General features: G+C 29.9%; 10 protein-coding genes. 6 read left to right on the top strand and 4 right to left on the bottom strand.

Annotated elements, in window-relative coordinates; translation table 11 throughout:
* Window positions 1-80: 80 nt before the first annotated feature.
* Window positions 81-1,424: a DNA recombination protein RmuC gene (gene rmuC / locus H3Z83_RS00935; RefSeq protein WP_182123605.1), complete on the top strand. Its 1,344-nt coding sequence runs from the start codon at window positions 81-83 to the stop codon at window positions 1,422-1,424.
* A 43-nt stretch (window positions 1,425-1,467) separates the two neighbouring features.
* On the opposite strand, the gene H3Z83_RS00940 is transcribed toward rmuC, so the two are convergent.
* Together H3Z83_RS00940 and glyA are read right to left on the bottom strand one after the other, a co-directional pair.
* A complete protein-coding gene (locus tag H3Z83_RS00940; RefSeq protein ID WP_182123606.1) occupies window positions 1,468-3,474 on the bottom strand; it encodes an IPT/TIG domain-containing protein in 2,007 nt (668 codons plus the stop codon).
* A gap of 26 nt (window positions 3,475-3,500) precedes the next feature.
* Window positions 3,501-4,775, bottom strand: a complete 1,275-nt coding sequence (gene glyA / locus H3Z83_RS00945; RefSeq protein ID WP_182123607.1) for a serine hydroxymethyltransferase — start codon at window positions 4,773-4,775, stop codon at window positions 3,501-3,503.
* 201 nt (window positions 4,776-4,976) lie between these two features.
* Here glyA and fahA point away from each other — a divergent pair, with 201 nt between their 5' ends.
* The 4 genes from fahA to H3Z83_RS00965 all read left to right on the top strand — a co-directional run bounded on the left by fahA (window position 4,977) and on the right by H3Z83_RS00965 (window position 9,102).
* Window positions 4,977-6,257 (top strand): fumarylacetoacetase, encoded by a 1,281-nt coding sequence (fahA, locus tag H3Z83_RS00950; RefSeq protein ID WP_182123608.1) that lies wholly within the window; start codon window positions 4,977-4,979, stop codon window positions 6,255-6,257.
* A 186-nt stretch (window positions 6,258-6,443) separates the two neighbouring features.
* Window positions 6,444-7,130: a hypothetical protein gene (locus H3Z83_RS00955; RefSeq protein ID WP_182123609.1), complete on the top strand. Its 687-nt coding sequence runs from the start codon at window positions 6,444-6,446 to the stop codon at window positions 7,128-7,130.
* Between the two features lie 134 nt (window positions 7,131-7,264).
* Window positions 7,265-8,269, top strand: a complete 1,005-nt coding sequence (locus H3Z83_RS00960; RefSeq protein WP_246337432.1) for an AraC family transcriptional regulator — start codon at window positions 7,265-7,267, stop codon at window positions 8,267-8,269.
* Window positions 8,269-9,102: a DUF2911 domain-containing protein gene (locus tag H3Z83_RS00965; RefSeq protein ID WP_182123611.1), complete on the top strand. Its 834-nt coding sequence runs from the start codon at window positions 8,269-8,271 to the stop codon at window positions 9,100-9,102. Before H3Z83_RS00960 ends, H3Z83_RS00965 begins: the two co-directional genes overlap by 1 nt.
* A gap of 47 nt (window positions 9,103-9,149) precedes the next feature.
* Here H3Z83_RS00965 and H3Z83_RS00970 read toward each other — a convergent pair whose 3' ends face one another.
* Both H3Z83_RS00970 and ytxJ read right to left on the bottom strand, forming a co-directional pair.
* The gene (locus H3Z83_RS00970) at window positions 9,150-10,706 is read right to left on the bottom strand and encodes a DEAD/DEAH box helicase (RefSeq protein WP_182123612.1); all 1,557 of its coding nucleotides are present in this window, start codon (window positions 10,704-10,706) and stop codon (window positions 9,150-9,152) included.
* A gap of 71 nt (window positions 10,707-10,777) precedes the next feature.
* Complete coding sequence (gene ytxJ, locus H3Z83_RS00975; RefSeq protein WP_182123613.1) at window positions 10,778-11,170, bottom strand: bacillithiol system redox-active protein YtxJ; 393 nt, start codon at window positions 11,168-11,170, stop codon at window positions 10,778-10,780.
* Between the two features lie 140 nt (window positions 11,171-11,310).
* Between ytxJ and clpB the strand changes: the two genes are divergently transcribed.
* The gene (gene clpB / locus H3Z83_RS00980) at window positions 11,311-13,914 is read left to right on the top strand and encodes an ATP-dependent chaperone ClpB (protein WP_182123614.1); all 2,604 of its coding nucleotides are present in this window, start codon (window positions 11,311-11,313) and stop codon (window positions 13,912-13,914) included.
* The last annotated feature ends 91 nt before the right edge of the window (window positions 13,915-14,005 follow it).

Below are 14,005 nucleotides of genomic sequence, written 5' to 3' on the forward strand. Positions count from 1 at the left end.
CGGTTTTCCTTATAAAAATCAAATAATTTTACCCTATCTTGTCTTATATTTGTTTACTTAATAAATTTACTGAAAATCTAATGAATACTACTCTTTTAATTGTATTAGTTGCTTTAACTACCCTAATTTTAGGTTTTATTATTGGCAACTTATTATCTAAATTAAAGCTAAAACAGTTTATTACCGATTTAGAAAAAGAAATTTCTTCTTTAAAAAATAATCACTCAAATATCGAGATTCAGAAAAAGGATATTCAAAATAGATTAGAAGAAAAATCGAAAGAAACAGAAGAGATTAGAAGAGAAAAAGAATTTTCATCAATAGAGCTTGCGAGGAAAAATGAAGAATTGAAGAATTTGCAAATAAAATTGAATGAAAACAAAGATGAAGTTGAAAAATTACAAGAAAAATTCTCCAAAGAATTTGAAAATCTTGCTAATAAAATTTTAGACGAAAAATCAACAAAGTTTACAGCTCAGAATAAAGAAAATATCCAAAATATTTTAAATCCATTACAAGAGAAAATCAAAACTTTCGAAAAGAAAGTGGATGATTCTCAAAAAGAAAGTATTTCGATGCACTCTGCCCTTAAAGAACAATTATTAGGTTTAAAGGAACTAAATACTCAAATGAGCAAAGAGGCTATCAACTTAACTAAAGCGTTAAAAGGAGATAGCAAAACACAAGGTAATTGGGGAGAGTTGGTATTAGAACGTGTTTTAGAAAAGTCAGGTTTAGAAAAAGACAGAGAATATTATGTGCAACAAAGCTTTACTAATGATGAAGGTGCTCGTGTATTGCCAGATGTTGTAATCCATCTACCTGACAATAAGAAAATGATTGTCGATTCTAAAGTATCATTAACTGCTTATGAACAGTTTGTAAATACTGAAGATGAAAATGAACAAGAGCGTTTTTTAAAAGAGCATGTAAATTCTTTAAAACGCCATGTAGAGCAATTGTCAGAAAAGAAATACGAAGATTTGTATAAAATTGAATCTCCTGATTTTGTTTTATTATTTGTTCCTATTGAACCTGCTTTTGCTGTGGCTTTAAATCAAGATAATACTTTATACAATAAAGCTTTTGAAAAGAATATAGTAATTGTTACTCCTACTACGCTATTAGCTACATTACGTACCATCGATACTATGTGGAATAACGAAAAACAACAACGAAATGCTATCGAAATAGCTCGTCAAGCAGGGGCTTTATATGATAAATTTGATGGCTTACTAAAAGATTTAATCGGAATTGGTAAGAAAATAGATGCTTCTAAAGCTGATTATAATTTAGCCATGAATAAATTAGTAGACGGACGAGGTAATCTAATTACAAGTGTAGAAAAGTTAAAAAAAATGGGAGCTAAAGCAAAAAAGGCATTACCCCAAAATATAATAGAAAGAGCTCAAGATGAAGAATAAAAAAAAGCGACCAAATGGTCGCTTTTTTTATTTTATATCAATGTTATTCAACGAGGTCTCCTATATATAAATTGTAATCTGTATAATAAGAATTTAATACTTTTGTTTCATAAATGTAGGGTATACTATTATGTTTAAAAGAAAAAACCCTTCTATGATCATTATAAGAAATTCTTAAACCAGGTTTATACATTTCAGTCCAGCTATTAGCAGTAGTGTCGTATTTATAAACTTTATCACTTACATAATGAATTTCATTATTAAAAACATAAGAGGCTGTTTTAGCTTTTGGATTAGGATTATCTGCTAATCGTTCCCAAATACCATTTTCTATATTTAATCTCCAAAAATCTGAATATTGATTTCCATCAGCTCCATTATTAAAATATACAAAATTGTCTTTTACATCCATACATACATAACGTCCTCTATATCTTTCTTTATTAAAAGGGATGTCTGTAAATTTAGACCAACTATCTAAATCAACATTATATTTCCACAGTTGAGAAAAATCTTTTCCTGCGACGAAATAAATATCATTTTTGTAGGTAAAACCATCACCAAAATTCGCATAATCATCCTTTTCTAAGGGGATATGACTTAGTTTAGTAACATTTCCTGTATTTATATCTAACTTAAAGAAATTTTCATGGGTTGCGGTTGATGTAACACCATAAATTTGATTTTGATATTCAGAATATACTAGTTTTTGGCTAAAACTATTAATTACTAAATCATCCTTAAATACGATTTTATGCTCAACATTCCATTTACGATCATTGAAGTTATAACTATAAAGGTATCTACCGTCAGTTGCTCTATCAGTAGCTAAAATATAAACTTTATCTTTTGAGGCGGTTAAATATGCGTCTCTAAAAGGAGGAAACTCTTTTTGCTTAATTTTATAAAAAGGATTGATTACTTTTATAGTAAAGTCTGAAACAATCTCTTTATCTGGAGAAACTTTCCAAACTAAAGGATGCTCTCTTTCTTCTCCTCCATAAATAGCTATTTCAGTTACTCCATTATTTTCAAAATAACCTATTTTCACACCACCAAAGTAAATAGAAGATCTAGCTTTAGATTCAGGTATTTTCCTATCAAAACTTACTACATGATTGTCCGCAAAATAAACTTCTCTAGGGAAATTGGTGAATTTCGGTTCATATAAAGAAAATCCATCATAAGAGGAATAATCATCTTGACTAAATACTCTAATTTTGGTGTTATTATAAACGGCATCATTAGGAACTATAATTCTCATGCTATCTCTATAAACCTTTACTATTTCTGCTCTAGCAGTTCCAATATAAGCCTTGCTATGGTAATTGTATGAAACATTATCAAAATGTTTTCCAACTACAGTAATGGTATCTGAATAAAACGCTGACTTTGGTTCTACACCTGTAATAATTGGCTTATAGAGCTGTAATATACCATCTTTAGCATATTCTTTTCTATAGGCTTCTATAGTAATAGTTGATCTTTCTTTTTCCGGTTTTGGAACTATAAACTCGATTTCATTTTCTGTTACCGATAATATTTTGGCATAAGAATATCCATATCTCAATTCTAAAGCTCTCATATCTTCAGCAGGAAAGTTCTCCCCTACAAGCTTTACGGTATCACCAATATGTGCTACGTTTGGTAAACAAGAGTTTAAGTTTATTTTAGCACTACCCTTAGACAGAAAAGAGAAACGCTCTCCTTGATACGTCTCATTTTCTGTCTCTATATATGCATTGTAAAAATATTCAACGTCAGGATATAAACCATGATTAATCCTGAGTGTGTATCTTCCATTCTTTATTTTGGTGTCAACCAAGTGATTTACATTATAATATATGTTGTTTGAATTAGCAAATAGCTCAAAACCATAGCTAACAACACTCTCTTTACCCATATCAACAATATTACCAGTTAAAATAACACCCCCTCCTGAAGGAATTGCTGCTGGTAATGTTTCAATAATCGGAATTAACGAGCCTTCTTCTTCATCCTTACATCCAATTAGTAATGTAAGAGCAATCAATAAAATACTCTTTCTCATTTTTTATTTAAAAACCTTTTTGAAGTTTACATTACAAATAATCTCTTATCATGCATTAAATCATATACCTTCTCTCCTATTTCTTCTAATTTTTCATCATTAGAGGCATTCATTAAAACTTCATCAATTAAATCTACAACTGTTTGCATGTCTTCTTCAACTAAACCACGAGTAGTAACTGCAGCAGTACCAACTCTAATTCCTGAAGTTACAAACGGACTCTGAGTATCAAATGGCACCATGTTCTTGTTAACCGTAATTTCAGCTTTACCTAAAGCTTCTTCAGCTTCTTTACCAGTAATATCTTTATTACGTAGATCAATTAACATACAGTGGTTGTCTGTTCCACCAGAAATAATATCATATCCTTTAGCTACAAATGCTTTTGCCATCGCTTGTGCATTTTCTTTTACTTGAATTTGATACTCTAAAAACTCATCAGTTAATGCTTCACCAAAAGCCACTGCTTTTGCTGCAATAACGTGCTCTAATGGTCCACCTTGATTTCCTGGAAAAACTGCTGAGTTAATCAATGTTGACATTTTCTTTAATTTTCCAGATTTTAATTTTAATCCAAACGGATTTTCAAAATCTTTACCAATCATAATCATTCCTCCACGAGGTCCACGTAAGGTTTTGTGTGTAGTTGTAGTTACAATATGACAATGAGGTAATGGATCAGATAAAATTCCTTTTGCTATTAAACCAGCTGGATGTGAAATGTCAGCCATTAAAACTGCACCAACACTATCAGCTACTTCTCTAAACTTTTTAAAATCTATATCTCTAGAATAAGCAGAAGCTCCTGCAATAATTAACTTTGGTTTGTGCTCTTTAGCTTGTTGCTCTAAATGATTATAATCAATGATTCCTGTTTCTTTATCTACTCCGTAAAAAACAGGATTGTATAATTTTCCTGAAAAATTTACCGAAGAACCATGGGTTAAATGCCCTCCATGTGATAAATCGAATCCTAAAATAGTATCACCAGGATTTAAACAAGCTGCAAAAACAGCCGTATTTGCTTGAGAACCTGAATGTGGTTGTACATTAACATATTCAACTCCGAACAACTCCTTAGCTCTATCAATAGCGATTTGCTCTACAATATCTACCACTTCACATCCACCATAATAACGTTTACCTGGATATCCTTCGGCATATTTATTAGTTAAAATAGAACCCTGAGCTTGCATTACTTGCTCGCTTACAAAGTTTTCAGAAGCAATCAATTCTAAACCGTTTAGTTGACGCTCTTTTTCTTCTTGAATTAAATCGAATATTTGATGATCTTTTTGCATCTGTATGTGTTGTTTATAAGTAGCCAAATGTACTAATTTTATCAATCAAACTTTATGCAAAAACTGCATTATTTTTAACCAAAACAATTCATTTATTAACTATGTAAATTTTAAGTAATCATTTAAAATTTCTAGTCTTTAAATTGATTAAAATTGAAAAAAAATATGTAGGTTTGGTATATAAAACAACAAACAATTTCAATGGAGATAACAGCTAATAATCCTAAAAGAAAATCTTGGTTACAAGTAAATAGTAACTCAGATTTTCCTATTCAAAATATTCCTTTCGGTGTATTTATAACTAAAGATGATATTATTACTATTGGTACTAGAATTGGTGATTTTGCTATAGATTTAGGGGCATTACATCAATTAGGGTATTTTGAAGGAATTCCACTTACTGATGATATTTTCTTACAAGATACTTTAAACGATTTTATTGCAGATGGTCGTAAAACATGGCGTTTAGTACGTAATAGAATTGCTGAAATTTTTGATGTAACTAACGGGAAGTTACGTGATAATGCAGAACATAAAGATAAAATTATCTTCAGAATGGAAGATGTTGAAATGCAACTTCCGGTTTCTGTTGGAGATTATACCGATTTCTACGCAAGTAAAGAGCATGCTACCAACGTAGGTTCTTTATTTAGAGATCCTGAAAATGCTTTATTACCAAACTGGTTACACATTCCAATTGGTTATCATGGTAGAAGTTCTTCTATTGTACCTTCTGGAACGCCTATTCATCGTCCAATTGGGCAACAAAGACCAAGTGAAGGTGAAACTACACCAAACTTCGGACCTTCAAAATTATTAGATTTTGAATTAGAAATGGCTTTCATTACTACAGTTGCGAATGATTTAGGTGATAGAATCCCTATCGAAGAAGCTGACGAATACATCTTCGGATTAGTATTATTTAACGATTGGTCTGCTCGTGATATTCAAGCGTGGGAATATGTTCCTTTAGGTCCTTTCTTAGGGAAGAACTTTGCATCTACTATTTCTCCTTGGATTGTGACTTTAGATGCTTTAGAGCCTTTTAGAGTTGATAACCCGAAGCAAGTACACGAGCCTTTACCATATTTAAAGAAAGAAGGTAAAGACAGTTTAGATATTAATTTACAAATGGCTATAAAACCAGAAGGTAAAGAAGAAACCGTTGTTTGTAATTCTAACTTTAAATATATGTATTGGACAATGGCACAACAATTAGCGCATCATACTGTTAATGGTTGTCCTGTAAACGCTGGAGATATGATGGGATCTGGTACAATTTCTGGACCTACAAAAGATAGTTTTGGTTCTATGTTAGAATTAACTTGGAGAGGTCAAAACCCAATTAAAATGAATGATGGTTCTGAGCGTAAATTCATAAATGATAACGATACTGTTATCATGAGAGGATACTCTCAAAACGACCAAGTTCGTATTGGTTTTGGAGAATGTACTGGTAAAATATTACCTGCTAAAGAGTAGTAAAATAATAAAATTAGTTTTTAAAAAGATGTTCGTTTCGAGCATCTTTTTTTATTTACAAAAATATCTAAAACCTATATAAATACTGTGCATATACCGTATTTGTACGCTTCTACCCTCTATATTTTTGATTCGAAACTGATTTCCTCATTTATTTGTTTTTGTAATTAATAAACATTTAATTTTATGAAAAAATCAGTATTATTTCTATTCACATTTATTTTGGTTAATGTCTATAGTCAACAAAATGTCAAATCTTTTAATTTCAAAAAAGGAGAAGTACTAGATATAATTTTACTAACTGGTAGTCCAGAATTTAAAGAAGGATTTGAAAAATATAAGAAAACTATATTACCTGTTGGATTTGAATATGGGTATCAACCCCAACCAGGTTTTAAAGCATCTAAATTAATTTTAGGTAATTATTTACCTAAAAGTTTTCTTATAGGTAAATGGGGAAATAAAGAAAAACGAGAAAATTTTCTCGAAAATATCGTAAATAGAGTTCCTGACTTTCATAAGCAACGTAGAAGCACATTTGCTTATTTTGGATTAAGCTATTATACTTTATCAAAAGATTTAAAATTTACCGTGAATTTAAATACATATAATGTGGTAACTTCTTTTTGGAAAAAAAATAATACAGATTTTTATACTTTTACTAAACAATGGGAAAAAGATGTTTTTGCTACTGGAGGTAAATTTATTTTAAAACTACCTAAAGGAATTTCACCAGTCGGTTATAATTATAATCCTGATTTATTTACCATTATTGAATGGAAAAATAAATCTGATTATGAGAAGTTTGTAGAAAAACATCCTCTAGGTTTTTATTCTAAATTAAAAAACGTTCATCAATTTATCATTGATTAACTTGCCTAAAAAATCAGCTTATTTTTATGCTAACTATTTTAAATCAATTAGTCTATTTTGGATTCTTTCAAAGCCTTTTTTTACTAGTAATTTACCTTTTTTCTTCTAAAAAAAGGACAAAAATAAATGGATTTATGGCTTTTTTAATAGCGATACTTTTTATTGGTCTATTAGGAAAAGTAGTTCATAACACTGAGGTTTTTGGCAAAAATTTTAGACTTATTGCGCTTTCTGAATTTTCAGCTTTACTATTTGGTCCTACAATCTATCTTTTCACGAGTAGTGTTTTAGAAAAGAAATATTATACTTTTAAAAGGCTTGTACATTATATACCTGGTTTTATGTACTCTGTATTTATTCTGATCTATTTTATAATTCCATCAGATGCAATTATTATAGAGCGCTCTAAAACAGGCGAATTAATGCGTGTAATTTATATGTGTCATGCAGTAGGATTAATAGTTAACCTAACCTATTGGTTTTTAAGCTGGAGTATTTTTAAAAATTTTTCTAAAAAAATGAAAAATGAAATTTCTTATGAAATACAAAATCAGTTTCTTTTTAGGTTTTTAATCATTATTGGTTGCTGTCTATTCATTTGGTCGGTATTATATATAACTAGCTTATTAGGTATTGATATGATTGAACGAAAAGCGCGTCCATACATATGGATTGTTTTAACTTTAATTATTCTTTTTATTACTTACTACTCTATGATATCTCCACAGGTCTTACAAATAATACCTGAAGAATTAGAAAATAAAAAGTACAATAAATCTAAACTAAGTTATCAAGATCTAAATACGTTAAAGCATGAGTTAGAACTTATAATGATAGAAAAAAAACCGTATTTAAATAGTAAGCTTTTAAAAAGTGAGTTAGCACAATTATTAGGCGTAAATAATCCTGAATTAGCACGTTTGTTAAATGAAAATATTGGCATGAACTTTTTTGAATATGTTAATTATTATCGTATTAAAGAGTTTGTAACCTTAGCCCAAACAGAAAAAGCTAAACAATTTACTTTTTTTGGTTTAGCCCAAGAATCAGGTTTTCATTCAAAAACTACTTTTAATAAATCTTTTAAAAAATTGATGGGAAGTTCACCTTCTGAATATTTTAATAAAAATTTACAATAATGAAAAAATATATAATTCTTCTTAGTTTAATTTTATCCAATGCAATTACTGCACAATTAAAAATTCCGCAACTAAGCCCGACTGCAACAATTACTCAAAATATAGGATTAACTGAAGTAACAATAAACTATTCGAGACCAAGCGTCAGAAATCGTGTTATTTTTGAAAAAAATGCATTACTTCCATTCAATGAAATATGGAGAACTGGTGCAAATACAGCCACCAAAATAAGCTTTTCTAATGATATTAATATTCAAGGTGATACATTAAAAAAAGGAAATTACAGTATTTTAAGTATTCCGAAATTAAATTCATGGGAAATAAGATGGTATTCTTATGATAGTGGGAACTGGAATACTTATGTTGATAAAACTCCTCTATTAACTATCGATGTTAATGTTAAAAAAGTACCGCAATTAATAGAAACTTTTGAAATAAGTTTTCAAGATATAACTTTAAAAAGTGCTTCTTTAGTTTTACAATGGGAACATACTGTTTTAAAGATTCCATTAACAATTAACGAAAAAGAAAAGATATTAAATTCAATTAAAAAAACTTTAGCTGGTGCCTCAAGTTTCGATTATTACCAAGCTGCTTTATATTTACATGAAACAAAAACAATGCTTCCAAAAGCTTTAGAATATATTAAAAAAGTAACCAAATCTAAAAAAGCTTTATTTTTTCAAGTTACAAGAGAAGCTTTAATACTAAAAGATTTAGGGGAAAATAAAGAAGCAGTAAAAGTAGCTAAAAGAGGGTTACTGCTTTCTAAAAAAGCAAAAAACAATGATTTTATAAAACTTAATAATAAAATAATAAAAGGACTTAATTAGGAAATAAAAAAGCTCATTTCGTTAAGAAATGAGCTTTTTTATTTTATTTATTCCTCCTCTGGTGGTGGATGACCATGAATTTCTTCATAAATCTCATCAAAATTATTTCGTAAGTGTGAATTTAACTTTTTACGATAATCATCTTGCAACCAATCTATAAAGTTATGCGTACTCTTACAAATACATTTAGAATATCTAAAAATTCTATCATCTATTTCTCCTCCCAGCTTTTTTGCTAAAATTAATGCATCAAAAACATCCTCACTATTTTCAATACACATTTTTGCATGATGAACTATCGACTTCTCTAACACTTTTTTTGATGATTGTCCAGCTTGAATCGTATCAATATAAACTCTTTTAACATCAAAATATAAATCTTTAGAATTTGAAAATTCAGCTTTTACCTCTGCTGGTAATTCATATCTAAAATCACTCTCAATTTCTTCGTCAGATAATAAGTTGTCTAAATAGAAATTCGGAGCTCTAAACATTTTTTGCCAATCTAAATCAGCTCCCCAAGGACCAAAACGATGGAAATTATTACCTAAATCAATAACATTAAATTCTGATTTCCCAGGTAAAATACGAGACCCTCTACCAATCATTTGATAATATAAAGTCAATGATTTTGTTGCTCTATTCAAAATAATTGATTTTACAGAAGGTTCATCAAAACCAGTAGTTAAAATACTTACTGATGTTATAATTGCATTTGGAGTTTTATGAAACCATTTTAAAATAAAATCACGTTCCTTTTTAGTGTTTGTATTATCTAAATGAGCAATTGGGTATCCAGCCTTTTTAAACGTATCAAATACGTGCAATGAAGTATTGATACCGTTATTAAATATCAACGTTTTAGTTCCCTTAGCACGTTCTTCATAAGCTTGTAAAAGCTTAGAAAGCATATCTGTATTGGTATATAAATCTTCAGAAGATTTAACTGTATAATCACCATTCGCTCCAATTTCTAAAGATGTTAAACCAACATTGTATGAAAATACATTTGCTTTAGCTAAAAACTCATTCTCAATCAAAGTCCCAATACTTTCTCCTGCAATTAACTCATTGTAATTGTCTCTCATCGGAAGTTTAATATTTGAACTTAATGGTGTAGCTGTTACACCAAGTACAAATGACTTATCGAAAAACTTGAATAATTTAGTAAATGAATTGTAATGAGCCTCATCAATAATAACTAAACCAACATCAGAAATATCAAGCATATCGTCATTTAAACGATTGTTTAATGTTTCAACCATTGCAACGAAACAATCATATTGATTTTGATCATCTAAACTTGCTTTAGAATCAATAATTTTATTATCAACTCCAAACTCTCCCAACATTTTAGCCGTTTGCTTACAAAGCTCAATTCTGTGGGTCATTATCAATACTTTCTTTTGATAATGCTTTAAATACTGACGAGTAATTTCAGAAAAGATTACCGTTTTACCACCACCAGTTGGTAACTGGTATAGTAAATGGTAATTTTCAGGTGCATTCTCAAAACTTTTAAAAATTCTGTGCAATGCCTCTTTCTGATAATTGTATAGATTTTTTCCTTTAGTTTCTTGTGAAGTTGTTGTCTCGTTACTCAATTACTTATAAATTTTGGAATACGCAAAAATACGAGCTATTTCTAGAAAAACCAGTGAAAACAGCATCTTTTTTAGAATTTTCTCAAATCAATTTGTGCAATATCATAATGTGATGCATGCGCAATCGCTTCTCCGTTTTTAATCACCAATAACTGAGGAGATTGGTGTAAAACTTGAAACTCATACCCTATTTCATTAGAAATCTCTCTGTAGTTTAACAAGTCTAAATAATAGACTTTAAAATCTTTTAGTTCTTCATCAAAACTACTTACAAAGCGCTTAATCACCATACTACTAATTCCACATCTCGTAGAATGTTTAAAAATAGCTACAGGTTCATTTTTAGATTGACTTTTAATCTGTGCTATTTGCTCTAAAGAAGTTAATGGAATCCATTTAATAAATGATTCTTGTTCTTCTTTTTTAACTGTTTTATTTCCAAATATTGAGTTTAATAATCCCATTTAATGTTTTTTTACTCTGTCGATTTATTATTCAAAACCTTTCAATCAGTCAAAAAGTCAGCAAAAACAACTCCTTAGCGACATTTTGACTGTTTCTGTTCTTTAAATTTGGTTGGTATTAATTTTGACTTTAGCCAAGTATGAATTTTAACAATTATACAATAAAATCACAAGAAACCATTCAACAAGCGCAACAATTAGTGCAAGCAAATGGAAATCAGCAAATAGAAAATGAGCATATTTTCAAAGCTTTATTTACAGTTGATGAAAATGTGTTACCATTTATATTAAAGAAACTCAACATTAATATTGATGTTGTTCAACAAATTTTAGACAAACAATTAGAAAGTTTTTCTAAAGTTTCTGGTGCAGAATTAATGCTTTCTCGTGAAGCAAGTAAAACGCTTAATGAAGCGTCTATAATAGCTAAAAAAATGAACGATGAATATGTTTCTATCGAACATTTAATTTTAGCAATTTTTAAATCAAAAAGTAATATTGCTCAAGTTTTAAAAGATCAAGGTGTAACTGAGAAATCATTAAAATTAGCAATAGACGAATTACGTAAAGGAGAAAGAGTTACTTCACAAAGCGCAGAAGAAACTTATAATTCTTTAAATAAATACGCTAACAATTTAAACCAACTAGCACAAGACGGAAAATTAGATCCAGTTATTGGTCGCGATGAGGAGATTCGTAGATTATTACAAATTTTATCTCGTAGAACTAAAAACAATCCAATTTTAGTTGGTGAACCTGGAACAGGTAAAACCGCTATCGCAGAAGGTTTAGCACATAGAATCATCCGTGGTGATGTTCCTGAAAATCTAAAAGATAAAGTAATTTTCTCCTTAGATATGGGTGCTTTAATTGCCGGAGCTAAATTTAAAGGAGAATTTGAAGAACGATTAAAATCAGTAGTAAAAGAAGTAACAACTTCTGATGGAGACATTGTATTATTTATCGATGAAATTCACACTTTAGTTGGTGCTGGTGGCGGTCAAGGTGCTATGGATGCTGCAAATATTTTAAAACCTGCTTTGGCTCGTGGAGAATTACGCGCAATTGGTGCCACTACCCTAGATGAATATCAAAAGTATTTTGAAAAGGACAAAGCTTTAGAACGACGTTTTCAAAAAGTAATTGTTGATGAACCAGATACAGAAAGTGCTATTTCTATTCTTCGTGGAATTAAAGATAAATATGAAACACACCATAAAGTTAGAATTAAAGACGAAGCTATTATTGGCGCGGTAGAATTATCGCAACGTTATATTACCAATCGTTTTTTACCAGATAAAGCTATTGATTTAATGGATGAAGCGGCTTCTAAACTTAGAATGGAAATCAATTCTAAACCAGAAGAATTAGACGTTTTAGACCGTAAAATAATGCAACTAGAAATTGAAATTGAAGCGATTAAACGTGAAAATGATGAAGTCAAACTAAAATCTCTAAACGCAGATTTAGCCAACTTAAAAGAAGAACGTAACGAGATTAATGCTAAATGGCAATCAGAAAAAGCTGTAGTAGATACTGTTCAGAAATTAAAAACTGATATTGAAAACTATAAGTTAGAAGCTGATAAAGCTGAGCGCCAAGGTGATTATGGAAAAGTAGCCGAGTTACGCTATGGTAAAATAAAAGAAGCGCAAGAAGTACTTGAAAAGCAACAAGAGGTATTAGCCAATCAAAGTGAAAATGCTTTAATAAAAGAAGAAGTAACTTATGATGATATTGCGGAAGTAGTTGCAAAATGGACAGGTGTACCTGTAACAAAAATGTTACAATCTGAACGTGAAAAATTATTAAAGCTAGAAGACGAATTACACAAACGTGTGGTTGGACAAGAAGAAGCTATTGAAGCGGTATCTGATGCAGTTCGTAGATCAAGAGCTGGATTACAAAATCCGAATAAACCAATTGGTTCTTTTTTATTCTTAGGAACGACTGGTGTTGGTAAAACAGAATTAGCAAAAGCATTAGCAGATTATTTATTTGATGATGAAAATGCAATGACTCGTATTGATATGAGCGAGTACCAAGAGCGTCATTCAGTAAGTCGTTTGGTAGGAGCTCCTCCAGGATATGTAGGTTATGATGAAGGTGGACAATTAACAGAAGCGGTTCGTAGAAAACCATATTCAGTAGTATTGTTAGATGAAATAGAAAAAGCACATCCAGATACTTTTAATATTTTATTGCAGGTATTAGATGAAGGTAGGTTAACAGATAATAAAGGGCGTGTTGCAGATTTTAAAAACACTATAATTATCATGACTTCAAATATGGGAAGTCATATAATTCAGGAAAAATTTGAAAATATGAAAGGTGATATCTATACAACTATGGATTTAGCCAAAACAGAAGTTCTTGGTTTATTAAAGCAAACGGTTCGTCCTGAGTTTATTAATAGAATTGATGATATTACTTTGTTCGCTCCTTTATCTCAAGATAACATCAAACAAATTGTAAAATTACAATTGAATAGTGTTAAGAAAATGATAGCAGAACAAAACATTACACTAGATGCAACGGATGAAGCTGTTGATTATTTAGCAAAAAAAGGATATCAACCAGAGTTTGGAGCGAGACCTGTTAAACGTGTTATTCAAAAAGAAGTATTGAATCAGTTATCTAAAGAAATATTATCAGGTAAAGTAACAACTGATAGTATCATTTTACTAGATGCTTTTGATGATAAGCTCGTGTTTAGAAATCAATCGGATTTAGTAGAGAATTAATAGTAAGTTTTTATAGTTAAACAAAAGCCAAAACCTTAGTGTTTTGGCTTTTATCATTAAAAGAAATGCTAAATATTTCTTATTTTAGTAG

It is taken from the genome of Tenacibaculum pelagium (assembly GCF_014062345.1).
Lineage (GTDB): Bacteria > Bacteroidota > Bacteroidia > Flavobacteriales > Flavobacteriaceae > Polaribacter > Polaribacter pelagius.

Bases quoted from the DNA above. Each gene is read 5' to 3' on its own strand.
- glyA (WP_182123607.1), bottom strand. From the start codon at position 4,775: ATGCAAAAAGATCATCAAATATTCGATTTAATTCAAGAAGAAAAAGAG.
- clpB (WP_182123614.1), top strand. From the start codon at position 11,311: ATGAATTTTAACAATTATACAATAAAATCACAAGAAACCATTCAACAA.
- H3Z83_RS00965 (WP_182123611.1), top strand. From the start codon at position 8,269: ATGAAAAAATATATAATTCTTCTTAGTTTAATTTTATCCAATGCAATT.
- H3Z83_RS00960 (WP_246337432.1), top strand. From the start codon at position 7,265: ATGGCTTTTTTAATAGCGATACTTTTTATTGGTCTATTAGGAAAAGTA.
- H3Z83_RS00940 (WP_182123606.1), bottom strand. From the start codon at position 3,474: ATGAGAAAGAGTATTTTATTGATTGCTCTTACATTACTAATTGGATGT.
- H3Z83_RS00955 (WP_182123609.1), top strand. From the start codon at position 6,444: ATGAAAAAATCAGTATTATTTCTATTCACATTTATTTTGGTTAATGTC.
- ytxJ (WP_182123613.1), bottom strand. From the start codon at position 11,170: ATGGGATTATTAAACTCAATATTTGGAAATAAAACAGTTAAAAAAGAA.
- fahA (WP_182123608.1), top strand. From the start codon at position 4,977: ATGGAGATAACAGCTAATAATCCTAAAAGAAAATCTTGGTTACAAGTA.
- rmuC (WP_182123605.1), top strand. From the start codon at position 81: ATGAATACTACTCTTTTAATTGTATTAGTTGCTTTAACTACCCTAATT.